The following is a 26,199-nucleotide window of genomic DNA, read 5'->3' on the forward strand; positions in this document are numbered from 1 at the left end:
ATTACGTTGTTGGGAGACTCGATGGCGTTAGTCGTACAATTGGCTCTGCGAATTGTCCTAAGGGTAGTTAAATAATTTGTTTAGGTTCTTACCAGTGCTGCGCCATTATTTACTAATTTTCGGGTATTATTCGTTTATAAATCAGCGCTCAGCACAGAATTCGTGTGCTGACGCACTACGTCTTTGATAAGTGTAATATCATCAGCGGTAAGCTCACGTTGATTAAGGCTTTCAAGCAAGCTTTCTTTAGCGACTAAAAATCCCAGAACTTGACCAAATAGGGTATGGCTTTGCACTTTTATCTTTGCATCATGCTCAGAACGGCCAAAACATTTCCCTAATAATTTCAATTGAACGCGGCGCATATGTTGGTAGTAGCGCTCGCTAAATATGTGATAGGCGTCTGTCGGGTTTGCGTGCTCTCGCATAATAAACTGAGCCCATGTGTGGGTGCGAGGATCTTCAATAAAAAAGCCACAATACGTATCCATGATATTGAGATATGCATGTTTAGCTTGTTCTGGAGTGAGTCCAGACAAGGTAGATTCAAGCGGTATCATCACCTCTCCAATCTCTCTGAAAATATTATCGATAATGTAATGCATGCATGCTAAGTAAAGGCCCTGTTTACTGCGAAAGTAATATGGAATGGCGGCGATATTCGCATGGGCTTTTTCCGCTATGTTTCGTGTTGTTGCCTTGAGTCCAAATTGCCCAAATTGGTCAATCCCGGCTTCGAGCAAGGCAACCGCGGTGGTGCTGCTTAGAATATCGTCGCTTGTATGGTAGCTTATGGTCATGCTTGCTCTCTTTTTATGTTGAACAACACGGAATATAAAACAGGTACTACGCCCAGTGTCAAAACGGTGCCGATAGCCAAACCAAACGCAATGGCCCCCGACATTGCATAAAACAAAGCATCTTGCCCAATGATGAGAGGCATCAGACCTAAGATGGTAGTCGATGTGGACATAATGATAGGACGCAATCGCCTTACGCAGGCACTGATCAGGGCTTCGTTATGCGCACTCATGTTGTCTTCGTCATCGATGGCGTTGCGTTCTATATCAATGCGGTCAATCAACACAATAGCGTTGTTGATAATGATACCGGCCAGTGCATAAAGACCTAAAATCACCATAAACCCAAAGTCACCGCGCAAAATTAATAAACCAACGGATGCACCGATGATTATCAGTGGAATGGTCATCAAAATGATGCCAGTACGCCTAAATGACCTGAACTGTGCAACCAATAATAAGATAATCACCGCAATACACAGCGGTAAGTTTTTACTTAAAGACGCTTGAGAGGTTTTCGAGTCTTCAATTACGCCATCATATTCGATGGTGTAACCAAAGGGTAATGTTGCCCTTAATTCATTAAGTGGTTGCTCTAATAAGGGCACCATATCCTCAGCATTCATCAATGCATTTTTGGCCTCTACGGTAACGGTTCTAAATAAATTCTCCCGTGCGATGCGAGCAAAACCTGTTTCATACTCTAGGGTGGCCACCTGCATCAGGGGGATGTTTCTCTCGAGCCCAGATGAAAACACGGTCACTGTTTCTAGCCGGTCTAAATCAAAGCGTTCATCTTCAGGCGCACGCACTAATATGGGTAAGATGTCGTCTCCTTCTCTAAACTCGGTTACTAGCAAGCCGCTAAAGTAGCTTTGGAGTGATTGTGCGACATCTGAAGAGCTCACGCCGGCGCGCCTAGCTTGCTGTTGATTCACCTTTATGCTGATTTGCGTGATACGATTTTCCCAATCGTTTCGCACGTCGTAAATACCATCAACTGAGCGCAAAATTTTCTCGATTTCCAATGCGGTATTAAAGATATATTCTCGGTCTGGCCCTTTAATCTGAATATCGAGTTTGCTGGAGTCTGAGGGGCCTAAAAACATCCGGTTAACCCTTGCCATTACTTGAGGATAGTCTTGTGCAAACATTTCCCTTAAGGCATCTATGGTGGGCTGTGTGTTTTTTCTATCGCCGACATCGAGCATGAAGAATGCTTTATTGGGCTCGCTATCAATAGGCGTCAGCGATAAAACAAAACGTGGGCCACCAAATCCTCCATAGGCGACGTGTTTTTCGATATGTGCAAAGCGTTCTTTATCGTCTAAGTCGGCCATTACCGCTTGCATAACCTCATTTGTTTCACGCATGGAGCTGCCCGCGGGTAAGTCCATATAAATGAGCACTTGGGAGCGATCAGAATCTGGAAAAAACTTCACTGGTACCAAGCTCATACCAAACCCGCCTAATGCAAAAAGTATCAGCATCAAACATAAGAAAACGGTGCGGTTAGCCAATGTCACGCGAAGTGTTTTTTCATAAGCGGGGTTTAAGCGTTCAAAGAGTGCGTTGATTTTGGTGCGTAAAATCCCATGCTCATCTTTTGTTTTACGCTTTATAAAGTGGTAACACAAAAAAGGCGTAACGGTTAGCGAGAGTAACCAAGAAATAAGCAGCGCAATTAAAATCACGAGTGACACCGAACGGGTATATTCACCCGATGCACTTTGCGCCAGCATAAGGGGTAAAAACACGAGAATAGTGGTTAAAGATGAGGTGAGCAAAGGAATGGCTAATGTTTCACCGCTATGTTTGAGTGCGTGCGCGCGTGATTCGCCTTCTTCTAGGCGACGTTTAAAATCCTCGGCAACCACGATACCGTTATCGACAAGCACACCTAACGCAATAATCAATGTGGCCAAAGACATTCTCTCAAGGGCCATGCCTGAAAATGCCATGACTGAAATCGTAATTAAAATAACTGACGGCACGATAGAGCCAACAATCAATCCAGTCCGTAATCCTAGAAATAAAACCACAACGGCAAATACAATGCTCAGTGTTTGCAATACATTGATGCTGACGCCGTTAACGGCACTTGCAACCACATCTGCTTGACGGGTAACGGTTTTAAGCTCAAATCCTGCCGGAATCGCTTGCTCAAGTTGCGCAATGAGGGCTTCCATTTTAGGAGTGAAGGTGAGCACGTCTGACTCATCGGTTTTTGCTATGGCAAAAATGATGGCAGGTTCGCCGCGATAATATGCATTTTGAAACGGCGGGTCTATGGTCTGTCTATTTACCGTCGCGATATCCCTAAGCTGAATGGATTGCTCTAGGCCGGGTACTGCAATTAAGGTATTGGCGATATCGTCGATGGTGCGATAGTTACCCGTTGGTTGTAAGGTAAAGTTTGTGCCGTTTGCGTCAATTATTCCGCCGGGCTGGATCACGTTTTGCTCTTGCAAAGCGGCTATGATCAAATTGGGAGAAATACCCAGCTGCGCAAGCTTAGCATTCGCCACCTCCACCACAACTTGCTCGTTTTGTACGCCTAATATGTCAACACGCTTGGCGCCTTCAACGGTAAACATGAGGTCGCGAACATGCTGTGCAACATCAAAGCGCTCTCCCCAAGAAATACTGTCATCGGCTAACAAAGCCACGGTTAGTACAGCAACGTCACCAAAGGTGTCGTTCACGCGGGGTGTGCTAGTGCCTTCTGGCAATTCGTTGATCACGAGGTCTATTTCTTGCCTCATATCATCCCAAATTTGATCAAGCTCGGAGTATCTATCCTGCAACTGCACATGAATAATGGATTGCCCAACTAACGAAATTGAGCGTATTTCTTTCACCTCTGGGAGTTTGCGAATGGCTTCTTCAAGGGTTTTGGTGATCAATAATTCAACACGCTGGGCCGGTAAGCCATCTAAATGTGTGGTAACAACCGCTTCTCTCACCGTCACTTTAGGATCTTCTTGTGCAGGTAAGTTAAAAAAGCTATAGATGCCGAAAAGCATGAGTGACAGCACAACCGCAAGCATGAGTCGGTTGTGTAAAAAACTTAAGTGAGAGATGTTTTTCATGCGGATACTTATTCGTTGATGGTCAACATTGGGCCGCTAGAAGCAAATACTACCTGCCCGTCGCGTAAAAAGTCTTGTCCGGTGCGAACAATATCGCCTAGTTTTTGAGAAGGAATGAAAATCGCATATTGCGCGTTCATATCTAAAAGCTCAACACCGACCTTTTTAATCACAAATGTCTGTGAGTCAGGGCTTGGCTCTAATGCCATTACATAGTGCGTATCGTTTGCATCTGCGCCAATAACCGACAGGGGAGCCTGCATTGCGTTGGCAGGGAGATTATTATTGGTTGATGAAAAAGTGACTTCAGCAGACATGCCCGGTTGAAGTCTTTGTGTCATCTCGCCGGCATCAAGGGTGACGGTTACCGGGAATGCATTTGCGCGCTGTGCTTGATTGCCCTTTTCAAAAACGCTACCCACAAACACTTGCCGCTTTTGGTCAACTACCACTTCAACCTTTACTTTTTGTCCTGGCTGAATATCGTTTATTAATGACTCAGGCACAAATAGCGCCGCTTCTAAACTATTTGAGCCATGTATGGTAAGTACTCCAGTAGAAGGGGTTACCTGTTGTGAAGGTTCCACATGGCGTTGTGCCACACTGCCTGAAAATGGCGCTATCAAGCGAGTGTCAGCTAAGTCTTCTTGGGCAATTTCTACTTGCGTTCGCGCAATATTGACTTGGTCTTGCAGTGAGTCAAACCTTGCTTTGGCAACGTCCACTTCTGCTTTAGAAATGGCATTTCGCTCAAACAATTGCGACTTTCGTTCAAAATCAATGCGCGCTTCGGTAAGGCGAGCATTCGCCTCTGATAACTGTCCTTTTCTTTGCTCTACCGCAAGCTTGAAGACTTTATCGTCAATGGATGCCAGTAGTTGCCCGCGTGTGATTTTGTCTCCAAGGTTGACGTCAACGCTTTCGATAACGCCGGGAATTTCAAAACTGATGGTGCTTTGATCGGCACTTTGTAACACGCCAGATAATGTGCGCTGGGTATTTGCGTTTGCCGCTACCGGCGTTGTTGCTAATACAGACTTAGTAATGGGGCTGTGTTCAGGTGCTTGTGAGCACGCCGACAGCGTTGCGAGCGCAACTAGGTAAACAAACAAGCGTCTTACACAGTATCGACTTAACGACAATTGCAAATTAGGCACAATCATAATTCCCAAATAAAAAGCAGATGATAAGATTACACTACGAGAGAATTAAATCAAAAGATTAAATCATTTGATTTATTTCTGTTTGGAAATATTGATTTTTGCTTCAAGATGGCGATTTTACGGGCCTGAAGGCGAAAATGACTTGCCTCGCGGTAACTTGTGCTGTAGTATGCGCGCCCTTGCAGTCAACATCCTAAGTTCCTTGTCTCTATATAGACGACTGCACTATCCGAGACTATAACCGTAGGGAGCAGTAATGCGTCATTACGAAATCGTATTTATGGTTCACCCCGATCAGAGTGAACAAGTACCTAGTATGATTGAAAAATACAAAGGTATCCTTCAAGCTGACGGCGGAACTATCCATCGTTTAGAAGATTGGGGTCGCCGTCAATTGGCTTATCCAATCGAAAAACTTCATAAAGCACACTATGTACTCATCAACGTTGAAGCAACTGCTGAAGCGGTTGAAGAGTTAGAAACTGCTTTCCGTTTCAACGACATTGTATTGCGTAACCTTGTTATGCGTACTAAAGCTGCCGTTACTGAACAGTCGCCTATGGCTAAAGAAGAGCGTAGAGAAGAGCGTAAAGAAAGACCTGCTCCTTCTGCTGCATCTACAGCCGAAGCGAATGAATCTAGTGAAGCAAGTGAAGAGGGAGAAGAATAATGGCTCGTTTTTTCAGACGTCGTAAGTTCTGCCGTTTTTCTGCAGAAGGTGTTGCTGAGATTGATTATAAAGATATCTCTTTATTGAAAAACTACATCACTGAAAGTGGCAAAATTGTCCCTAGCCGTATCACCGGCACCAGTGCAAAGTATCAGCGTCAGTTATCAACGGCAATCAAGCGTGCTCGCTTCTTAGCCTTGTTACCTTACACCGATTCTCATAAGTAAGTTTGGCTATTAAGAGGTAGCAAAGATGAATATCATTCTACTAGATAAAATCGCCAACTTAGGCGGACTAGGTGACCAAGTCACAGTAAAATCAGGCTATGCACGTAATTTCTTGTTCCCACAAGGAAAAGCAGTGCCAGCCACAAAAGTAAACGTTGAAAAGTTTGAAGCACGTCGTGCTGAACTTGAAGCGAAAATTGCATCAGAGCTAAGTGCTGCTGAAGCACGTGGTGAGAAGCTCAATGGCTTAGAAGCTATTGTTATTGCTGCTCCTGCTGGCGATGAAGGTAAATTATTTGGTTCTGTTGGAACAAAAGACATTGCCGATGCGATCACCGCTGCCGGCGTTGAAGTTGTAAAATCTGAAGTGAAGCTACCTACCGGTACACTTCGTGAAACAGGTGAATACGACATCGACGTTCAGGTTCACTCTGACGTAACCGCAACTGTAAAAGTACAAATTATTGCAGAAGCGTAAGCGCAAATAGATTCATGAACATTGAATCGTTTAAGCATATGAGAAGGCCGCTATCACAGCGGCCTTTTTTTAATCTGGTAACATGACGATTTGAAAATATCCTCCGAGCACATCTACCACTCGCTCAATGCTTTCGGTGGCATCATCTTTCAGAAAGTATCCGGCCACGTGTTTCTCATATCCGTCGCGAATATCTTTGGAATCAGAAGATGTTGATAATATAAAGACCACACTGCTCGCATACTCTTCTTGTTTACGAAGTTCATCTAAAAACTCCATCCCGCCCATGCGCGGCATGTTTAGGTCTAACAAGATAAGAAACGGCTTACTTACCTCGTTGTTGGCTAATTTTTCGAGCGCATCGATACCATCTTTCGCTCTGACGATATTGTTTATGATTTTACGTTTCTCAAATTCATATTTGAGCAATTTAAAATCAACATCATCATCATCAATTACGAATAAGGTCGGTGTTATCGTGTTGTTCATCCTTGTATCCTTTCAGTTAACTTTCCTACAGGCCAATAAACGGTAAATGTAGTGCCGTGTTGACCATCTGATTCGAGTGTTACCCTTCCGCCATAGTAGTCGACGTATTTCTTCACAACCGACAGCCCCATACCGCTTCCCTCTACTTCATCCCTCGGGCGCAGCGTTTGGAAAAGCTTAAATACCTTTTCTTGATATCTTGGTGCAATCCCCGGGCCGTTATCAATGATTTTTATAACATAGTAATGCTTAGATACGAAAGCCTCAATGTTAACCTTAGGTGTGCTTTTATCGTTATGCTTAAATGCATTTGAGATCAGATTCAATAGAACCGTATGCATTGGCACTAATGGCACATACATTAGCAATTCTTCTGAAGTAAAGACGCAATGCTCTGGTACATCAATCAGTAAGCGCATTTCATCAACCGCGCTTTTTAAAGACAACTGAACGTTATTAGGGGTCTCGCGTCCAATTTTTGCAAAACGTAATAGGTCGTTTAGCAATGTATGCATTCTTTCTGTTCTACTGACGACAAATCTGATATTTTCTCGTGCATTTTCAGATAGTGAGTCCCCACTCTCATCTTCAATCCAAGTAAGCAATCGTCGGATGGCGTTTAAAGGCGCTTTAAGATCGTGAGAGGCAATGCTGGTGAAATCATCAAGCTCTTGGTTTGCTTTTTTAAGATCTCTTATAAGTGTTTCTTTTTCCGTGATGTCTCGGCACACGCACAAAATATATGGCGTACCAAGCTTATCTTCAAACCGAGTTTTGGTGGTTGCGACAATGGTATGCGAGCCATCTGGCAAATGAATGTCTTCAATGTTATTGCTCGAGCCCTCAGCAAACGCAATTTTATCGTCTCGTAAAAAAACAGCGGCTTCTTCTTCGTTGTATTCTTCGATAGTTGTGTAACCGATCACTCTGTCACGCATATCTTCAGGGTAGACGTTAAGAAAAGCCTCGTTGGCATAGACTATCTTAAAGTCTCGATCTTTAACAAAAATCCAATCTTGGTTGGTCTCAAGCACTAAAGATTGTAGTTCGCTAAACTTTTCTGCGGCAAAGGTCTCCTTGGCTTGTATGAAAAAGTTCAAGGTGTCCCTGGTCATCATTTTTAGTATGCGTTTTTCTTTGTTGGTTAAGGGCTCTAGGTTTTGTTTAGCAAAAACCAAGCAACCTAGGCACACATTGTGTGCAAGGTTGATGGGAACGGCAACCATCAACGAGTCAGCGGATTGGTGTTTGAAGCGATGCGTAATATAAACAAAGTCTTTGAATTTAGTCGCTTCTAGCGCGCTGAAAATATTGCTGTATGCAGCCTGGCAATCCTTTGCGGCGCTATGCAAACCGATAAAATTCTGTTCATAGATAGCGGCGATGTCGCAGCGCTGGGCTCCAAACACCTCAAGCACCAGTGAGCATAAGTCTGAAAGATTTTCTTCTAAGTGAGACGACAAAGTAAAGCTTGGCAGGCCGTCAATAATATCTGGCTTCCCTAGGTATTGTTCCCGTTCAGCTTTTGGCATAGGTACCAACCAGTATCATTGACTTGAGGCTTTGTAAAGTAACGATAAACGCATGTACAAGCAAGGTCCTTGTACACGGGTAAATATGAGTGCGTCGTAAATACATATCGAACTATCATGCAAGGGCATGTGCATAGATAAAAATTAAAAATGCGTCAGGCGCTGCAAGAAAGATTATCATGATGCATCTCATATACAACGATTTTAAGGAAGACCCATGAAAGAAGCTGTTATTGTTTCAACCGCTCGTACTCCAATTGCCCGAGCTTACAAAGGCGCGTTCAATAATACGAAATCACCCACACTCACCGCCCATGCCATCAAGCATGCCGTTGAACGCAGTGGCGTTGATGGTGCCGAGATAGATGATGTGATCATCGGCTCTGTACTAAGTGCCGGAAGTGCAGGGGGAAATATCGCCCGCTTGTCGACCCTAGCAGCGGGTTTACCAAATACCGTTTCAGGTCAAACCATAGACCGTCAATGCTCCTCAGGTCTTATGGCTATTGCAACAGCCGCCAAGCAAGTCATGTGCGATGGTATGAATGTTGTGGTCGCAGGTGGCCAAGATAACATTACCGAAGTACAGCAGAAGTATTTTGAATGGGCCAGCAAGAGTATGGATGACAACGTCCTAGCCCATGAGAAACATGCATACATGCCAATGTTGTTGACTGCCGAGCACGTTGCAAAAACATATAATATTAGCCGCGAATCGCAAGATGAATATGCATTGAGCTCACAGCAACGAACCGCTGCCGCTCAAGCTGCTGGCAAGTTTGATGATGAAATTGTCCCGTTTACCACTACTAAAGGGATCATGAACAAAGAGACAAAAGAAATCAGCTTTGAAGAAGTGACGCTTACCAAAGATGAAGGTAATCGCCCATCGACGGTACTAGCTGATTTACAAGCTTTGAAGCCTGTTATTGACGGTGGCGTAATTACCGCAGGTAATGCCTCGCAATTGTCAGATGGTGCGTCGGCATGTGTCGTGATGGAAAGTAAACTTGCTGAGCAGCGCGGATTATCTCCTCTTGGTATTTATCGCGGTATGGCCGTTGCAGGTAATGCGCCTGAAGAGATGGGTATTGGTCCAATCTATGCTATCCCTAAATTGTTAAAGCTGCATGGCTTGTCGATAAACGATATTGGCTTGTGGGAGTTAAACGAAGCCTTTGCTTGTCAGGCTTTGTATTGTCGCGACAAGCTCGGTATTGACCCAGAGTTATACAACGTTAACGGTGGGGCTATAAGTATTGGTCACCCATACGGTATGACAGGAGCGCGAACTACTGGTCACGCGTTAATCGAAGGCAAGCGTAGAGGTGCTAAATACGTCGTTGTTTCGATGTGTATTGGCGGTGGCATGGGCGCAGCAGGTTTATTTGAAATCGCATAAAAAGCCGTATTTGTGAATCCCTGGGCTTGAGTCAGCTCAGGGATTGCCTTAGTATAACGCCAATAGTAGTAGGCGAGATGAACGGCCATAATGGGCACTGCACCAGAACCAAAATCAACTAATATGGCTGCCAATCAAACCGGCGTTACACCCACTACAAAAAGCAGCAGTGTGAGCAATCAAAGCTTGCTACAAACATCCAAACTGACGCCTTCATTTACCTTGCAGACACTCCTATCACCTTTACTGTCGATGTTCAGCTGCATTGTGCAATCGTTCAACGTATGCATATTAGCAAGAGATGAAACTGCGACGTTTTTACATCCTCAAGCGCAACAGCCATTTGGTAAGTGGATACATGAATTTGATATCGAGAGTGTCGATAAGACCTCTCATGTAAGCCTTTGTCAACATAATGAGTTCAGCCTTTACACACTGCAAGCTTCAGAATTACCGGCTCAATATCAGGGGCACTACGCTTATATTCTCGTTGAGCACGCTAATGGCTCACATCAAGCGCTAGTCTTAGCCAGCGTATGTGAAGCTGAGTTTTCATTAACACCCGAAAACTCCCCAGCGCTTTCTAGTTTGCTGCAAAGCGTTAAACAAACAACGCTGATGCATCAGGAGACCTGTAAGGCTTTGGAAAATCGCGCGCTGTTTGGTGAGATTGCAGCGCTCAATGATGATTATGTCTATGTTAAAGACGCTAATGGCGATGTAATTTTTGCCAACAATCGCTGCATGTCTGCATTAACAGATGACGACGCTCGCCCCCTAACGGAAAAAGTAATGGCTACCTTTGAGACTGCTCAAGTTGAAAAAGAAGCGACCAATAATGTCTTTACGTTGGAATTCAAAGACGAGCAACCAAAGATGTTGCAACGCGACCAACAAAGCTTTTCATTGCGCGGTGATGTGACCTACACCTTAGTTACATTTACCGACGTTACCGAAAGAGAAGTCATCATTAATGACTTGAGGCGTTCAAACAAAGACCTAAATCATTTCGCTTACATCGCCTCGCATGATTTAAAAGCCCCATTAAATGTGATTAAGCGCCTAGTGTCTTGGGTAATGGAGGACTGTGGCGAGGCAATGCCCCAAGACTGCTTTGAAAATTTAGAGTTAGTGATGAATCGCGCTAATCGCATGGAGCAGCTTTTACAAGACTTATTAGCGTATTCAAAAATAGGCAAAGACTACTTAGAGCCAAAAGAGCTTAATGTAAAAACGAAGGTGGTCGAGCTACTATCGCTGATTGATTTACCCATGGGGTTTTCAATGAAATGCGATGATAATGAAATACTTGTGCCAGAGGTGCCATTTGGCGTGGTATTACTCAACTTAATTGCAAATGCCATTAAACATCACGACTCGGGCAATGCTAAAATACAAATTAAAGTGCGTAGAACGCAAAAAGCCAACGTTGTCACAGTAATCGACAATGGACCAGGAATTGAGCCTGAAAGTCGCGAACGTATCTTTGATCTCTTCGAAACCTTGAAACCGCGAGATGAAGTCGAAGGGTCGGGTATGGGATTAAGTGTTGTAAAACGATTAGTAGAACACTATGGTGGTAACATTAAGGTCGAAGACAACAAACCGCGCGGCACAAAGTTTATTGTTTACTGGCCATTTGAAAACATCGCGCGAAAAGTGTTAAAACAACTACAATAATAATAAAAGTATCGCGGGCCAAGCTTTGGCGACGTAAAATACTTTAACAAAATCTCTAATTACAGAGTAGGCAGTATACAAATGAGAAGACGCTTAGAAGTTTTAGTGGTAGATGATGATTTTGCCGATCGTAAAATTATTCGTCGTACGATTGCTGAAAAAGCACTCAACGTCAATGTAGTCGAGGCTACATCGGTAGATGATGGCTTGGAGAAACTTCGAGAACAGCGCTTTGATGTGATCCTGCTTGACTATAAGATGCCAAACGTAAATGGTATAGAGATGGTACAACGTTTGCGGGCAAGGGCGGGCTTAGGTAGCGTTGCGATTGTTATGATGAGCGCTTCGGAGAGTGAAGAGCTTGCGGTGGCTTGTTTAGAAGCTGGCGCGCAAGATTTCATTTTGAAATCGGAACTACAAAAGCTTAATTTAGAGCGTGCTATTGTGCATGCTCAAAAACGTTTTGAGCTTGAGCATAAGCTTCATCAAAACTATTTAGATGTAAAACATATTGCGGAAAAAGACCCACTTACAGGCCTTTCTAATCGTCATCATTTCAATCAGCTTATGTCGGTACTTATCCCTAAAGACGGTTCTGCGAGTGGCGATATTGCCCTAGTACTGCTTGATTTAGACAATTTTAAGTTCATCAACGATACCTTAGGGCATGATGCAGGTGATCGCTTACTTATTGAGTTCTCTACCCGTATTAAAAATCAACTGCGACGTCATGAAGGGTTCGCACGTTTAGGCGGTGATGAGTTTGCAGTGATCTTAACGGGTATCAAGACAGCTGAGCAGGCGGCAATGGTTGCTCAGCGTATACATACTGCACTGTTAGCTCCCATTGCGCTAGGCGAAACAGAGCTTTCGTGTAATGCCAGCGTAGGTGCGGCAATGTATCCTTTGCACGCCAAAACAAAAGAAGACTTGGTCAAATTCGCCGACGTTGCCATGTATGCAGCAAAGCGCGCTGGGAAAGGTCAAATTCGCGTGTATGACGAGATGATGCACAAAGACTTCAGTCGTCAGTATGATATTCAAGTGGGTCTTAAACAGCATTTGCAAGACGCAGCATTTGGCATGCACTTTCAGCCGGTGGTTGAACTGCATAGCGGCAAGCAAATTGGCTACGAAGCCTTATTAAGATGGCCCGATATCGCGCAGCATTTTGTGCCTGATGAATTTATTCCGGTAGCAGAAAAAAACAACGATATACATGCTATTGGAGAATGGGTGATCAATCATGCTATTGCGCAACTTGCGACATGGCAAAAGCGGATTGATTTTGACCAGTTTATTGCCATCAACATCTCGCCAATTCAGTTGCAAAGTGAGAAGGTAACAGACTACATCATCGAGCGGGCTGAGTATTATCATGTGAAGCCTGAAAACATAGTCCTGGAAATTACCGAAACAGCATTGTTTGAACATCATCAGATCATCAAGCGCTCTATAGAGTCGTTATCGGCCTATGGCTTTAAAATTTCGTTGGATGATTTTGGTGTGGGCTATTCATCTATATCCCATTTGATAAACTACCCCATCAATATTGTTAAGCTCGACAAGTCGCTGTTTAAAATGGACGAAAGTGAAGAGAAGCGTTTGTCTATTTTTGAGGCGCTCGCCGGCATGCTTAAGCGTTTGAACATGACTGTAGTAGCTGAAGGGATTGAGTCGGAAGAGCAGTTTAAGTTTTGTCAGAGGCTAAACATTGACCACGGTCAGGGATATTTCTTTGCTGAGCCTGTTGCGGCTCAGCAAATTGAATCGACCTGGTTAGAAAGCGCTTAATGCCATACGGCAAATTCGTTTCCTGCGGTGTCGACAAAGTGAAAACGACTGCCGCCTGGAAAGCTAAAGATTGGTTTAACAATGACGCCACCGGCGCTTTCCACTTGTTGTAAGCTCGCTTCTAGATCATCTGAATAAATAACGACCAATGCGCTACCTGACTCGCTGTGCATACTATGGGAAGATAAAAAGAATCCGCCTTCGATTTGTTGCCCAGTAAAGCAAGTGTACTCGGGACCATAATCCACAAACTCCCAGCCAAACACTTCTGCAAAAAACACTTTGCTTGCGTCTATATCCTTTGTAGGGATTTCAAGATAATGGATTTGGTGGTGAATAGTATCTGTCATTTGCTGCCCCAGTTTTGATGCTCGACTCACAAACTTAGCATCAATGTATAGCACCTAGCAATATGATTAATGTGTCGGTATTTTTTACAACTCTTGAGAAGCATCTAAATTTTATTTATATATTTCAGTTATTTATTGGTTGGCTTGTAAATTGCTATGAACCTTAAAATTATATGTTTCCTGCAATAGACAGGCGTATTACACCCAACAAATAACGGATTATCTATGAACAAACTATACAAAACTATGCTAGGCGCATCGATGCTCATGCTAAGTACCTTTTCTTTAGCTTCTGTCATTACTCTTGATGCTACGGTGCGAGACTTTAGAGACACCCACCCTGACTTTGAACAGGGTCCTATATTCGGATTGCAAACTGGTTTAGTTGGGTCTCAGCTTGGCCCAGATGGTAAGCCTGTTTATGTAGGTGGTCCATCGCTCTCAACGGCTGCTAGTTTTAACCAATGGTATAACGATGTTGCCGGCGTTAATCAATCTATCTCAATCACGTTAGACGCGGCTGAAACAGCCCCAGGTAGTGGTATTTATACTTACAGCAACTCCTCGTATTTCCCTATTAACGGCATGGGATTTGGCAATGAAGGTCGCTCAAATAACTACCACTTTACAACAGAGATAAACAGCCTATTTACCTATGTTGCAGGTCAATCTTTTTCGTTTACCGGAGATGACGATGTGTGGGTATTTATCAATGGAGAACTCGTCGTTGACTTAGGCGGTATACACGGCCCAGCAACCCGCAGCGTTAACTTAGACACACTCGGTTTAGTAGCGGGTACTGACTATACGCTTGATATTTTTCATGCAGAGAGACGAACAGTGGGTTCTAACTTTAACTTTACCACATCAGCGGTTTTGCGCTCGGCTCAAGTTTCCGCGCCATCTACCTTGCTTCTTGTTTTACTCTCCATTGCAGGCGTGGCATATACTAGAAAACGTAAGTCTTAATTGCTAATGAGCGCGTCGCGTCGAGTGATGTGCTGATAGTTAGAAACAACATTGAGGCAGTAAATGAAAGCCAATGATTAGTCATTGGCTTTTTTTATTTGGCGCTGAAGTTTTTCTTGCCACTCAGGCGATAAGCCCTCGCTCTGCATAGCGTTAAGAAGCTCCGTTTTACTAAAGCTCATTCCTTCTAAAGGCTTACTCATATGCATTAAGGTTTTAATAGATACTGGTGTTTCGTTTCTTTTTTCTAGCACAATGGCATCATTGACATGCATTTTACCTTGCTCAAGTACGCGAAAATACCAACCGGTGATGCCATTTTCTAATATGAAGAGGTCAATTTTACGTTTGCCATATCGCTGATTTATTTTTGAGCATGGCGCGCGTGGTGAGCACACTTGCACCACTACCTCGCCAATGCGATAGACATCGCCAATATACACATTGTCGTCATTCATGTCGGGTGCAGAAATATTTTCGCCAATACTTCCCATCAGCATCTTTTCGGCGACATCAGGAAACGCAGCTTGCAAGCGCGGATAGCTAGACTGTGCGAATTGGTGAAGCGCCATATACGGCCCACCGTGAAGCTTTTTGTTGCCCTGTTCGTCTTCAATGGCGCCATCGGTCACAACGTTGAGTGAGCTAAAGGGTTGTTTGACGATGCTACTAGGAGAGTTTCGAGGGCCAAAAGGTACTGGTTTACCGGCAAACAAGGCTGAGACTTTCATACAAATACTCTTTCTATTGACGTTATAGGTTACATTACATCCCACTATAAAAGGGAAGCGTCAAAAATTACATTTTTATTTATGCTGATGTAAACCTTTCTAAAAGTAGTCGCGACTGATTAGATAGAGCATACACAAACACCCAATTGGCAAAATCATTGGTTTTGAAAAGTGACATGGAATAAGGGAAAAAACAAAATCAGTATGACAAATAACATACAAACCTTAGTGACCCATCAAACCAGTCAGCAAGCATTAGCTGATCTGATTACGGGTGCCAGGCGCAAAGAAACAGGCGCGTTTAAGGAGCTGTATCACTTACATGTCAATATGGTGTATGGCTTGTGTCTTCGCTTGTGTGCAGATAAATCTCTTGCAGAGGATGCGACACAAGAAGTGTTTATTCAGCTGTGGCAAAAGCTCGATAATTTCGATGGTAAGAGTAAATTTTCGACGTGGCTACACAGCGTAGCGAGCAATATTTGCATTTCGTATATTCGCAAGCAAAAGGGGTGGTGGCAAAAGGTGGTTTCCATCGTGGATAGCACCGAGCACCAGCAGGCGGATTTAGGTAGCATCGCCGACACTGAATTTGAGGCATATATCTATCGCCTCCCCGAGCGAGCAAGATGGGTGTTTGTATTGCACGCACTAGAAGGATACAGGCACGAAGAGATAGCCAAGATGCTTAATATGGCCCCGGCAACGAGCAAAGTACAGTTTCATAGAGCGCGAAAAATGATGGAGGAATGGATAAATGAATGAATCTAAGCAAGACCTTCAAAGCAAGATTGATGCGCTAGCGCGTGGTAAAGCCCCGCAACGAGATTTATGGCGAGGCATTGAGCAAGCCATCGTTAATGAGCAAGACAATGCGGTGCGTGAAACGAGCAAAGGGGCTTGGCGCAGAAGCAGCTTGGCCATCGCTGCATCATTTCTTGCGATAGCGTTGTTGGCCTACGGTAGCTTTTACACTGGCCAACAAACACAATCCATGTTGTTAGTTGAACAGCTCAGCGAGCAGCATTCAATTCAAAAGCAAGGGCTGCTGGTGAGCTTCAAAGATATGCCCAGTAGCACCAACAACTGGCAACAACAGCTTGAGGATTTAGCGCAGGCTGAGGCGGCGATAAAAAAAGCGCTAGAAGATGCGCCTAACAATCCGGCCTTAATTGGCATGTTAAAACATGTTTATCAACAAGAATTAGCGATTATTGAACGTGTCCATGCACCTGCATGGCAATCTATTTAAACAAGGACATTTATGAATACAATTAGCAAGCTATGTCTATCTGCATTACTGATGGTGAGTATTAGTGTGCAGGCTAAACAAACCGTTAATGAAACGCTCGATGCAGATCCCCAAGGTGTCGTGAGAGTGGAGCATGTCTCTGGGAAGGCAAAGATAATCGGTTGGGAGAACTCCCAAGTAAAGGTAGAGGGTGAACTGGGTGAAAATACAAAAGAGTTTATCTTTGAGCGCAATGGTAATTCTGTAGATATCATCGTAGAAGTAGAGCAAGAGTCTTGGTGGGGTAACTCAGGCTCTAAAGGCGATAACAATGATAATCTAACGATATATGTGCCGATGGGAAGCCGAGTTAAATACGAGTCAGTCAACGCTGATGTGAACATCGAGCAGATATTAGGAGGCGTTGACGCTGAGGTGGTCAATGGAGATATAACCGCCAAAAACCTTCAAAGCGCAGTCAAACTTGAATCGGTTAATGGCGATATTACCGCGCAAGACTTAACGGGCACCTTGACCATAGAATCGGTGAACGGCGATATTAGTGCTACAGGTGCAATTGGTGAAACCATTTATGCAAGTGCCGTAAACGGGGATATTTCAGTTGTATCATCTGCCAAAGAAGTGCGCGGCGAAACAGTCAACGGCGATATTGAACTGAATATGGAAGAAGTTTCATATGTGACTACCGAAACCGTTAATGGCAGTATTGAGATGAATATGCGCTTGGCGCCTTCTGCGGTCGTAAAAGCGAGTTCGGTTGGCGGCAGTATTGAACTAGCGCTACCAAGTGATGCCTCAGCGCGCTTTGAAGTAGAAACCTTTGCAGGTGGACGCATTCGCAATAGGTTTACAGACCATAAAGCGAAAAAGGACGAATATGGACCGGGAAGTCGATTGAATATTTCGACGCCCAATCCAACCGCTACCGTAGAGATCGATACCGTCAGTGGCACCATCACCTTATCCAAACAGTAAGTTTCACCTAATGTGTATTGAACTGCGCTTATTTTATTGGCGCAGTTCTTTTCATTTATACCTACACTTTAATGCGCTTTGATAGCAAAGGCTTAGCTAGAATGAGTCGATAAAAACCACAAGAATTCAAAATCAGTCGAGACAAAAGTGTCTACATGTTCCATAATACTTTTCTGTTTTATCAATCAAATTTAGACACGTGGCGCAAACTCAAACGGACTCCAGAGACAAGCTCAATATTCCCCCGCATAGCATAGAAGCAGAGCAATCGGTTCTTGGTAGCTTAATGATTTCTCCCGATGCATGGGACAAAGTGGCAGACCTATTGATTGAAGGAGACTTTTATAACCGTTCGCACCGCATCATTTATGCATCCATTCTTCGCCTTATTAACGCTAATCGCTCCGTAGACACGGTAACGGTCAAAGAAGAGCTCAGTCGTCACAATCAACTCGACGACGCTGGCGGATTTCCATATTTAATTGAGCTAGCGAAAAACACACCAAGTGCGGCTAACGTGGGCGCATATGCGCACAGCATTCGCGAAAAAGCAGTCGTTCGGGAGCTGATTGGCGTTGCGCATGATATTGCCGAGGTGGGGTTTAACCCAGAGGGTCGCGACAGCAAAGAAGTACTCGACCTTGCTGAAACAAAAGTATTTGAAATAGCAGAAAAACGCACAGCAGCGGGCGAAGGCCCCGTTGATGTAAAAAGTGTGCTTAAAAAGACCGTTGATCGCCTAGATGAGCTGGTAAAGCAAGACTCTGAAGTAACAGGTGTATCAACAGGATTTGATGATCTTGACGCTAAAACAAGCGGTCTACAACGTTCTGATTTGATTATTGTTGCTGCAAGACCGTCAATGGGTAAAACCACTTTTGCGATGAACTTGTGTGAAAACGCAATGATGATGCAAGACAAGCCAGTGCTGGTATTTAGCTTAGAGATGCCTGCTGAGCAAATCATGATGAGGATGCTAGCGTCGCTCTCGCGGGTCAATCAAACTAAAATCAGAACCGCGAAACTCGATGACACAGACTGGGTAAAATTGCAGCAAACGATGCAGCGCCTGCATGAAAAAGACAACCTATTTATTGATGATAGCTCTGGCTTGACACCTATGGAGTTGCGCACGAGAGCGCGCAAACTCGCTCGAGAAAAAGGCGGAATTTCGATGATTATGGTAGATTATTTGCAATTGATGCGTGTACCGAGCTTATCCGATAACCGTACCCTCGAAATTGCAGAAATCTCCCGATCACTCAAAGCCTTAGCGAAAGAATTAGAAGTGCCGGTTGTGGCCCTATCTCAGTTAAATCGTGGATTGGAGCAACGTTCAGACAAGCGGCCCATCAACTCTGACTTGCGTGAATCGGGCTCTATCGAGCAAGATGCCGATTTGATCATGTTTATTTACCGTGATGAGGTTTATCACGAAAATAGCGAATACAAAGGCATTGCCGAGATTATCATCGGCAAACAAAGAAATGGCCCAATTGGCACATCTAGGCTAACCTTTCAGGGGCAGTTCTCGCGTTTCGATAATTACGCTGGGCCAGAATTTACTGACGACTACTAGCATGCACTGATGCTTAATGACGTGCATGCTTTGCGTGTGAGCATCTTTTGATGCGCGCTAGGTAGACTGATTTACACACAAAGGGAATCCACATCATTATGAATAAACCTCTACTCAAATCCATTGCATTAGGTGTTAGCTTGATGTTTGCATGTTCATCGCCGGCTTTCAGCGCCGACAGTGAACTTAAAGCCGCTATTCAACAAGATTACGATAGTTATCTAAAAGACTTGTTCATTCACTTCCATCAAAACCCTGAATTATCGCTTGTTGAGACGCAAACTGCTGCACGATTAGCGCAAGAGCTTAGACTAGCAGGCTTTGAGGTCACCGAAGGTGTTGGCGTTGCAGTAGACGGATTTCCAGCAACGGGTATTGTGGCGATGATGGAAAATGGGCCTGGGCCATTAGTGATGATGCGCGCAGATATGGATGGGTTGCCTGTAAAAGAAGACTCAGGTCTTGAATATGCCTCACAAGCCATGCAGATATCACCGATTAACGGTGAGAATGTGCCTGTGATGCACGCCTGTGGTCACGATGTTCACATAACAAGTTTGGTAGGTACTGCTCGCTACATGGCAGAGAATAAAGACCAGTGGTCGGGTACGCTGATGCTGATTGGCCAGCCCGCTGAAGAGCGGTTGATTGGCGCTAAACAGATGATGGATGCCGACATTTGGAGTACGTTTGGCAAGCCAGATTATGCATTAGCGTTTCATGTTGGCTCAGCATTACCCACTGGCGTAGTGAATGTTATTGAAGGGGCGCCTTATGCTGGTGCTGATACCGTTGATATCACGATTCATGGGGTAGGCGCGCACGGCGCTTCACCGCACGCGGGTAAAGATCCAATTGTACTAGGCTCACAAATTGTCTTGGCCTTACAAACCTTAGTTTCTAGAGAGCTCAGCCCTCGTGAAGCGGGGGTGGTGACTGTGGGATCTTTTCGCAGTGGTACTACCCATAACATCATTTCTGATCGCGCAGAGTTAGAGCTTACGGTGAGAAACACCAATTTAGAAACCCGTGAAAAGCTTCTCACCGGTATTGAGCGTATTGCTGAGAATATGGGACGCGTTGCAGGCATGCCAGAAGATAAACTGCCAGAAATGAAAGTCGTTTCAAGTACACCTCCCACGGTAAATGATGCAACCTTAGCCTCGCGTTTGAAATCGGTATGGGCAGATAAAATGGGTGAAGAGTTAGTACTAAGTTTTATGCCAACAGGCATGGGCGCAGAAGACTTTCCATATTTCACTACCACGCCACAAATTGAAAGTGTGTATTGGGCAGTAGGCGGCACAAATCCGAAGGTGTGGGCTGAAGCACAAAATGGCGGTGCACCTATTCCTTCGCATCATAGCCCGTTTTTTAAGGTTGAACCTGAGTCTGTTAAAGTAGGGGTCGAAAGTACGGTTTATGCGCTAATGGAATTAATGCCAAAAACCTAGCGCTAAATACTAGTGCTAAACACAGGTAATAAAAAACCCGATAATGCTAAGCAGTATCGGGTTTTTTTATTACTTTACGTTCACATCTAAACGCTTAGTCTCGAGTAACTTTCTCTTCAACTGTAGCCGTTACACGAGCTTCTGTGCGACGGTTTAAACGATGCGCTTCTTCCGTATCGTCGTTGAACTTCAAGCGTGACTCGCCAAATCCTACTGCGTCTAATCGGCTAGCGTCGATACTATATTCATCAATCAGCAACTGACGAATAGCATCTGCACGACGTTGAGATAATGCCTGATTGTAATCAGTATCACCTACCGCTGAAGTATGACCTTCGATAACCGCAGAGGTATTTGGGAAGCGATTCATAAAATCAACAAACTCTAGAATGAGCTCACTTCTTGGATTGGTTACTTCACTGCTATCGTTTTCGAACAGAATGTCAATTTCTACAAATACTTCTACTTGCTCAAATACGCTGCAACCCACCTCATCTACACGATCTGTTGCAGGTGTATCTGGACACTCGTCCATATCATCGGTTACGCCATCACCATCAGAGTCTTTTAACGGGCAACCACGTTCGTTAACTGCTACACCTACAGGTGTTCTTGGGCATTCATCCATTGCGTTAATCACGCCGTCACCGTCTAAGTCGATATTACAACCAGTGGCATCAACTTGCGTACCAGGAGGTGTATTCGGACAACGGTCAACAGCATCATAAACACCGTCGCCATCGCTATCAGGGCGCTCAATGGTGCCTGTAGAACGTTCACCAAAGATGTAAGCCAAACCAAGTTTTAAGCTAAAGTCTTGATAGTTTTGGCCAATATCATGATATGCCGCGGCTTCTGTAATCACGCGCCAATCCTCACTTACTGCCCAGTGCTTACCTACACCGAGGCTCACCATTCGGTAACTATCGCGCAAAGACTGCTCACGCACACCACCAAACAAGTAAGCTGCATCATCTTCTAAAAAGTACATTAAGTCAGCACCTAGCATGGTGCCGTCGTCTGCCAGTGAAGCAGCTACGCTTGAATCATTATCAATAAGCAGTCTGGTTAACTCAAAACGTACCGCCCATGTTGGGTCAAAACGAAAGCCAAGTTCACCACCAAGACCTCTACCGTCGTCAAGCCCGCCTACTGGATCGGGTTTATCCGAGTCGGCTTGATGGTACTGACCGAAAACGCCTACCCAATTTTCATAGGGAGGCTTCTCAGCAGAGTCTTGTGCCAAGGTTGCATTTGCAAAACATGTGGTTGCAAACGCAAGTGTCAGTGCGATTTTTTTCATACAGTGAGGTCCTTTTACAAAATGATTGAGATAAAATGAGTTTGAAGCAACGTACGATTATACTACTTATCGAAACAAACTTCTAAGTAAGCATTGCCTTTTGGACTAATAAATGTGGTGATAGTGCTTGGACCTTCAACATGGTGATGAATCACGTGGTTTTCGCCCGTAATCACCACAGGAGTGGCCATATTAAACTCATATCCCTGCTCGGAAAGAGCCGCTTTTGCACTGCCACAAATAATGTTGGTCATTTCACCAATCATGTCAGCTACGTCAGCATTAATCTCGCCATGAGTTTCCCCAAGCATATTTTGCATCATAGCCAAAGAGAGTGGCTTGTCGAAGGTAATTGCCATAGAGCCACAAAGCTGAGGGCTGACCATACCAATTACACTAGAAAGCTCGCCTCGGGCGACCGAGTCGGCTTTATCTTGCTGGGGTTGTTGCGTCAGTTCGATACTCGCCATCATGGCAAGGGTCGATTTTACTGCTTCGGCGAAAGGTTCGATAAAAGTAGCATTCATAATTACGCAGCTTTATCCTGACAATTTTTGCAAATGCCGTGTGCTTCAATGGTTTGCGTTAAAATTGTGAATGCGTTTTCTTTTGCTTGCGCTTCTAGAGTTTCTTTCACGCCTTGCGACTGGATTTCTTGCACGTCGCCACATTCATCACAAATCAAGAATTGAACAGGGTGTGAGCATCCAAAGTGATGACACGCCTTAAATGTATTATTCGATTCTACTTTGTGAACAAGCCCAAGCTCTAAGAAGAAATCAAGTGCACGGTATACTGTGGGTGGCTTGGCATTATCTTCCGTATTGCGGAGTTTATCGAGCAAATCATATGCGCCTATAGAGGCATCTTCTTGAAGTAGTATTCGATAAACACTGGCACGCAAAGGAGTGAAGCGAACGCCTTTTTGTTCACAGTACTCTTGCGCTTTGTTAAAAATTACCTGTTTAGGTTTACTTAGCGTCACAATGGTAATTCTCTCATTGTTGTGTGCATTTAATGTTGTGCTAAAACACGAACGGTCCGTTTCTATAGCGGAGTATAACACTGCTTTATTTGTGAACAAGAAGCAAAACGCGTAAAGTGCCGAGGCAATTTTCGAACACAAATCGTAAAGACATTCTAGGTATGAGTAAAAAGCTACATTTTATATTTTCAGACAATCGTTGGTTGGTGCCAACAAATGCTCTGTCAGTTAGTGGTTTGGATGCGCTAAGTCATATTTCGCTTGGCGCATTTAATGCCCAAATTGAAGATGCCGTGCACATCACTCACTCGGGCTACGGCGAACATGTTCTGATTGACCTGTATAAAGAGCAGGTGGAACATGCTGACTATGAACTGTTGTCTTTACGAGAGGCGCTTGGTGTGTTGCCGCCGCCGGACTTTCAGCATCTGGCACAAGCTTGGCAATACGCGACGTTTTTGCGCCACCACAAATACTGTGGGCAATGCGGTGCCCAGATGCATAAAGTGCAGTGGGAAATGGCGATGCACTGTCACCGCTGTCAGCATCGATGCTACCCACGTGTATCGCCCTGTATTATTGTTGCGGTTCGCCGTGATGATAAAATATTACTGGCCAAGGGTGTGCGTCATCAAACCAGCGGCTTTTTCTCGACCTTGGCGGGGTTTGTAGAAAGTGGAGAGACCCTAGAACACGCCGTGCACCGTGAAATTAAGGAAGAGGTTGGGGTAGAGGTTACTAACATTGAGTATTTTGGTAGCCAAGCATGGCCATTTCCTCATTCCATAATGGTAGGCTTTTTAGCAGACTATGCTGGAGGTGATTTGGTCCTTGATAAAAATGAAATACTAGAAGCTGATTATTTTGATGTAGATAATTTGCCAAACATACCGCCTACCCTGTCTATTGCCGGACGTTTGATTGAAGAAACCGTAAAAAGAATAAAGAAAAGTTAATCGATTTCACGTATTCTAGTGGGGTAAGTTATTAATATATTTAGAGAGAATGTGAAGTAATGAGTAGTCTGAAAAACGATCGCTATTTGCGTGCCCTGATGCGACAACCAGTCGATGTAACCCCTGTATGGATGATGCGTCAAGCAGGCCGCTATTTGCCTGAATACAAAGCCACTCGCGCGCAAGCGGGCGATTTTATGGCATTGTGCACAAATCCAGAATTGGCATGTGAAGTGACCCTGCAACCTTTACGTCGTTTTGATTTAGATGCGGCTATTTTATTTTCTGACATTCTTACGATCCCAGATGCTATGGGACTAGGCCTCTATTTTGAAACCGGTGAAGGCCCAAAGTTTGAGCGCCCCATTACCTGCCATGCAGACGTTGAAAAGCTCCCAGTAAGCGATCCAGAACAAAGTTTACGATACGTAATGGATGCTGTGCGCACTATTCGTAAAGCATTAGCGGGCTCTGTGCCGTTGATTGGTTTTTCAGGCAGTCCTTGGACATTAGCGACTTATATGGTTGAAGGTGGTTCATCTAAGGCGTTTACGAAAATCAAAAAGATGGCGTTTAGCGCCCCAGAAACACTCCACTTGTTGTTAGATAAACTGGCTGATGCAGTGATTTTATATCTTAATGCGCAAATTGCTGCCGGTGCACAGTCAGTCATGATTTTTGATACGTGGGGCGGCGTATTGTCACCAAGAGATTATCAGCTGTTTTCACTTCAATATATGGAAAAAATTGTCGCGGGACTTACTCGTGAGTACGATGGTCAAAAAATCCCGGTAACTTTATTTACTAAAAATGGTGGGCAGTGGTTAGAAGCAATCGCGGCAACAGGTTGCGATGCGATTGGTCTTGATTGGACCATTAATATTGCCGACGCGAAAGCGCGAGTGGGTGATAAAGTAGCGCTTCAAGGCAATATGGACCCATCTGTTTTGTATGCGCCAAAAGAGCGCATTGAGCAAGAGGTTTCCGACATTCTTGCTGGCTTTGGTACCGGAGAAGGTCACGTTTTCAACCTCGGCCATGGCATTCACTTAGATGTACCACCAGAAAATGCCGGTCACTTTGTTGAAGCGGTGCACAAGTTTTCTAAGCAGTATCACAAATAAGCGAGCGCTTAATTCAAGGGGCGTTAAGCGTCCCTTGGCAATCCTTTTTTAATACTGCGAATTAAGCGAGCTTGCTGGCGACTGATATCAATAATGGGAATAGCATCGCCTGGCATGCTAGCGCCTTTTTGTTCTTGTTGCCTCAACGCCCACTGATAATGCTCTTTTAATACCGGACTGTGCTCTTGCTCCAGGGCGGCTTTTAAGCATGCAATGATCTCATTCGAATAAGGTGCGTTACCCATTGCTACCGACACATTTCTGCGCCATCTTTCTATGCCAATGCGTCTTATGGCTGTTCCTTCAGTTGCCTTTAAGAACATGTCAGAGGTCCAATTAAATGCATCTATCAGAGATAGGTTTTTAAGAGCAGCGCGTGGGGAAAAGTCTTGCTCTTGTGTAGTAGGCGCTTGGCGATTATATGGGCATATCAGTTGGCAATCATCGCACCCATAAATTCGATTACCCATAGGCTCTCTAAACTCTTCAGGAATGGCGCCTTGGTGTTCAATGGTTAAGTAAGAAATACACCTGTTGGCATCAATCTTATAGGGTTCGATAATGGCTTGGGTTGGGCAAATAGAAATGCATGCTGCGCAAGTTCCACAGCCTTCCTCAATGGGCTCATCCGTTGGCAAGGGAATATTGACAAACAACTCCCCTAAGAAAAACCATGAGCCCGCATCCTTGTTAATTGTAAGTGAGTGCTTACCTGTCCATCCAATCCCTGCTTTTTCCGCAAATGCGTGTTCAAGCACTGGCGCAGAATCAACAAAAGGTCGAAATTCAAGTGTGTCGCAATGGCTAAGAATTTTTTCGCCAAGTTGCTTAAGTCGCTTTCGCATGAGCTTGTGATAGTCTCTGCCGAGGGCATAGCGACTAATATAAGCGCTATCACTTTGTTCAAGATTCGAGGCAAAGTGTGCATCTTCGGGTAAGTAATTCATGCGCACACTGATCACGCGTAGGGTGTTTTCAACTAATTGCTCAGGGTGCAGTCGTTTTTCAATATTTCGCTCAAAAAATGACATCTGCCCGTGGTATCCTTTTTCAAGCCAATCAAGAAAGGCTTGATGATGTTGACTCACATCAACGTCAGTGATGCCAACTTGTTGAAATCCTAGCGATTTCCCCCAAGCCTTGATATTGTTTGCTAATGATGAGTAATCCAACGATGGTTCTAAGGACATAAAT

At 44.4% G+C, this 26,199-nt stretch carries 25 protein-coding genes; 14 read left to right on the forward strand and 11 right to left on the reverse strand.

What is annotated here, in order from left to right:
* Positions 1 to 134 precede the first annotated feature (134 nt).
* From KJ365_RS03565 to KJ365_RS03575, 3 genes are read right to left on the reverse strand one after another with little or no spacing between them, the layout of a single operon-like run.
* Complete coding sequence (locus KJ365_RS03565; RefSeq protein ID WP_214450263.1) at positions 135 to 800, reverse strand: CerR family C-terminal domain-containing protein; 666 nt, start codon at positions 798 to 800, stop codon at positions 135 to 137.
* Positions 797 to 3,892, reverse strand: coding sequence for an efflux RND transporter permease subunit (locus KJ365_RS03570; RefSeq protein WP_214450264.1), 3,096 nt, complete (start codon positions 3,890 to 3,892; stop codon positions 797 to 799). The genes KJ365_RS03565 and KJ365_RS03570 overlap by 4 nt, the downstream gene beginning before the upstream one ends.
* An 8-nt stretch (positions 3,893 to 3,900) precedes the next feature.
* Complete coding sequence (locus tag KJ365_RS03575) at positions 3,901 to 5,049, reverse strand: efflux RND transporter periplasmic adaptor subunit (RefSeq protein ID WP_214450265.1); 1,149 nt, start codon at positions 5,047 to 5,049, stop codon at positions 3,901 to 3,903.
* A gap of 262 nt (positions 5,050 to 5,311) precedes the next feature.
* Between KJ365_RS03575 and rpsF the strand changes: the two genes are divergently transcribed.
* The 3 genes from rpsF to rplI are packed head-to-tail and all read left to right on the forward strand — an operon-like array spanning position 5,312 to position 6,430.
* The gene (gene rpsF, locus KJ365_RS03580) at positions 5,312 to 5,725 is read left to right on the forward strand and encodes a 30S ribosomal protein S6 (RefSeq protein WP_214450266.1); all 414 of its coding nucleotides are present in this window, start codon (positions 5,312 to 5,314) and stop codon (positions 5,723 to 5,725) included.
* Positions 5,725 to 5,952, forward strand: a complete 228-nt coding sequence (gene rpsR, locus KJ365_RS03585; RefSeq protein ID WP_214450267.1) for a 30S ribosomal protein S18 — start codon at positions 5,725 to 5,727, stop codon at positions 5,950 to 5,952. Before rpsF ends, rpsR begins: the two co-directional genes overlap by 1 nt.
* A gap of 25 nt (positions 5,953 to 5,977) precedes the next feature.
* Positions 5,978 to 6,430, forward strand: a complete 453-nt coding sequence (gene rplI, locus KJ365_RS03590; RefSeq protein WP_214450268.1) for a 50S ribosomal protein L9 — start codon at positions 5,978 to 5,980, stop codon at positions 6,428 to 6,430.
* Between the two features lie 69 nt (positions 6,431 to 6,499).
* On the opposite strand, the gene KJ365_RS03595 is transcribed toward rplI, so the two are convergent.
* Both KJ365_RS03595 and KJ365_RS03600 read right to left on the reverse strand, forming a co-directional pair.
* A complete protein-coding gene (locus KJ365_RS03595) occupies positions 6,500 to 6,919 on the reverse strand; it encodes a response regulator (RefSeq protein WP_214450269.1) in 420 nt (139 codons plus the stop codon).
* Positions 6,916 to 8,451 carry a sensor histidine kinase gene (locus KJ365_RS03600; RefSeq protein WP_214450270.1) on the reverse strand — a complete coding sequence of 512 codons (1,536 nt, stop codon included), beginning with the start codon at positions 8,449 to 8,451 and terminating at the stop codon, positions 6,916 to 6,918. Before KJ365_RS03600 ends, KJ365_RS03595 begins: the two co-directional genes overlap by 4 nt.
* 217 nt (positions 8,452 to 8,668) lie before the next feature.
* Here KJ365_RS03600 and KJ365_RS03605 point away from each other — a divergent pair, with 217 nt between their 5' ends.
* The 3 genes from KJ365_RS03605 (at position 8,669) to KJ365_RS03615 (ending at position 13,327) form a co-directional block, all read left to right on the forward strand.
* Positions 8,669 to 9,853, forward strand: coding sequence for an acetyl-CoA C-acyltransferase (locus KJ365_RS03605; RefSeq protein WP_214450271.1), 1,185 nt, complete (start codon positions 8,669 to 8,671; stop codon positions 9,851 to 9,853).
* A gap of 90 nt (positions 9,854 to 9,943) precedes the next feature.
* Entirely contained in the window at positions 9,944 to 11,533 is a 1,590-nt protein-coding gene (locus KJ365_RS03610; protein WP_214450272.1) for a sensor histidine kinase, read from the forward strand.
* 81 nt (positions 11,534 to 11,614) lie between these two features.
* Positions 11,615 to 13,327: a putative bifunctional diguanylate cyclase/phosphodiesterase gene (locus KJ365_RS03615; RefSeq protein ID WP_214450273.1), complete on the forward strand. Its 1,713-nt coding sequence runs from the start codon at positions 11,615 to 11,617 to the stop codon at positions 13,325 to 13,327.
* Here the strand turns inward: KJ365_RS03615 and KJ365_RS03620 are convergent.
* Positions 13,324 to 13,677, reverse strand: coding sequence for a VOC family protein (locus tag KJ365_RS03620; RefSeq protein WP_214450274.1), 354 nt, complete (start codon positions 13,675 to 13,677; stop codon positions 13,324 to 13,326). The two genes, KJ365_RS03615 and KJ365_RS03620, sit on opposite strands and share 4 nt — an antisense overlap.
* 225 nt (positions 13,678 to 13,902) lie before the next feature.
* Between KJ365_RS03620 and KJ365_RS03625 the strand changes: the two genes are divergently transcribed.
* Entirely contained in the window at positions 13,903 to 14,646 is a 744-nt protein-coding gene (locus KJ365_RS03625) for a fibro-slime domain-containing protein (RefSeq protein ID WP_214450275.1), read from the forward strand.
* 77 nt (positions 14,647 to 14,723) lie between these two features.
* On the opposite strand, the gene KJ365_RS03630 is transcribed toward KJ365_RS03625, so the two are convergent.
* Positions 14,724 to 15,377: an MOSC domain-containing protein gene (locus KJ365_RS03630; RefSeq protein WP_214450276.1), complete on the reverse strand. Its 654-nt coding sequence runs from the start codon at positions 15,375 to 15,377 to the stop codon at positions 14,724 to 14,726.
* A gap of 204 nt (positions 15,378 to 15,581) precedes the next feature.
* Between KJ365_RS03630 and KJ365_RS03635 the strand changes: the two genes are divergently transcribed.
* The 5 genes from KJ365_RS03635 to KJ365_RS03655 all read left to right on the forward strand — a co-directional run bounded on the left by KJ365_RS03635 (position 15,582) and on the right by KJ365_RS03655 (position 20,637).
* On the forward strand, positions 15,582 to 16,142 hold the full coding sequence (locus tag KJ365_RS03635; protein WP_214450277.1) for an RNA polymerase sigma factor: 561 nt from the start codon (positions 15,582 to 15,584) through the stop codon (positions 16,140 to 16,142).
* Entirely contained in the window at positions 16,135 to 16,629 is a 495-nt protein-coding gene (locus KJ365_RS03640; RefSeq protein WP_214450278.1) for a hypothetical protein, read from the forward strand. Before KJ365_RS03635 ends, KJ365_RS03640 begins: the two co-directional genes overlap by 8 nt.
* Before the next feature lie 12 nt (positions 16,630 to 16,641).
* On the forward strand, positions 16,642 to 17,604 hold the full coding sequence (locus KJ365_RS03645; protein ID WP_214450279.1) for a DUF4097 family beta strand repeat-containing protein: 963 nt from the start codon (positions 16,642 to 16,644) through the stop codon (positions 17,602 to 17,604).
* A gap of 199 nt (positions 17,605 to 17,803) precedes the next feature.
* Positions 17,804 to 19,183: a replicative DNA helicase gene (gene dnaB, locus KJ365_RS03650; RefSeq protein WP_214450280.1), complete on the forward strand. Its 1,380-nt coding sequence runs from the start codon at positions 17,804 to 17,806 to the stop codon at positions 19,181 to 19,183.
* A 98-nt stretch (positions 19,184 to 19,281) separates the two neighbouring features.
* A complete protein-coding gene (locus tag KJ365_RS03655; protein WP_214450281.1) occupies positions 19,282 to 20,637 on the forward strand; it encodes an amidohydrolase in 1,356 nt (451 codons plus the stop codon).
* 94 nt (positions 20,638 to 20,731) lie between these two features.
* On the opposite strand, the gene KJ365_RS03660 is transcribed toward KJ365_RS03655, so the two are convergent.
* The 3 genes from KJ365_RS03660 to KJ365_RS03670 all read right to left on the reverse strand — a co-directional run bounded on the left by KJ365_RS03660 (position 20,732) and on the right by KJ365_RS03670 (position 22,925).
* Positions 20,732 to 21,940 (reverse strand): OmpA family protein, encoded by a 1,209-nt coding sequence (locus tag KJ365_RS03660; RefSeq protein ID WP_214450282.1) that lies wholly within the window; start codon positions 21,938 to 21,940, stop codon positions 20,732 to 20,734.
* A gap of 62 nt (positions 21,941 to 22,002) precedes the next feature.
* On the reverse strand, positions 22,003 to 22,467 hold the full coding sequence (locus KJ365_RS03665) for a chemotaxis protein CheX (RefSeq protein WP_214450283.1): 465 nt from the start codon (positions 22,465 to 22,467) through the stop codon (positions 22,003 to 22,005).
* A 2-nt stretch (positions 22,468 to 22,469) separates the two neighbouring features.
* Positions 22,470 to 22,925 carry a transcriptional repressor gene (locus KJ365_RS03670; RefSeq protein WP_352109318.1) on the reverse strand — a complete coding sequence of 152 codons (456 nt, stop codon included), beginning with the start codon at positions 22,923 to 22,925 and terminating at the stop codon, positions 22,470 to 22,472.
* 161 nt (positions 22,926 to 23,086) lie between these two features.
* Between KJ365_RS03670 and nudC the strand changes: the two genes are divergently transcribed.
* The gene (gene nudC / locus KJ365_RS03675) at positions 23,087 to 23,881 is read left to right on the forward strand and encodes an NAD(+) diphosphatase (protein ID WP_214450284.1); all 795 of its coding nucleotides are present in this window, start codon (positions 23,087 to 23,089) and stop codon (positions 23,879 to 23,881) included.
* A 59-nt stretch (positions 23,882 to 23,940) separates the two neighbouring features.
* Positions 23,941 to 25,005: a uroporphyrinogen decarboxylase gene (gene hemE, locus KJ365_RS03680; RefSeq protein WP_214450285.1), complete on the forward strand. Its 1,065-nt coding sequence runs from the start codon at positions 23,941 to 23,943 to the stop codon at positions 25,003 to 25,005.
* A gap of 23 nt (positions 25,006 to 25,028) precedes the next feature.
* Here hemE and queG read toward each other — a convergent pair whose 3' ends face one another.
* The gene (gene queG / locus KJ365_RS03685; RefSeq protein WP_214450286.1) at positions 25,029 to 26,195 is read right to left on the reverse strand and encodes a tRNA epoxyqueuosine(34) reductase QueG; all 1,167 of its coding nucleotides are present in this window, start codon (positions 26,193 to 26,195) and stop codon (positions 25,029 to 25,031) included.
* Positions 26,196 to 26,199 lie beyond the last annotated feature (4 nt).

This window comes from Glaciecola sp. XM2 (genome assembly GCF_018595715.1).
Lineage (GTDB): Bacteria > Pseudomonadota > Gammaproteobacteria > Enterobacterales > Alteromonadaceae > Glaciecola.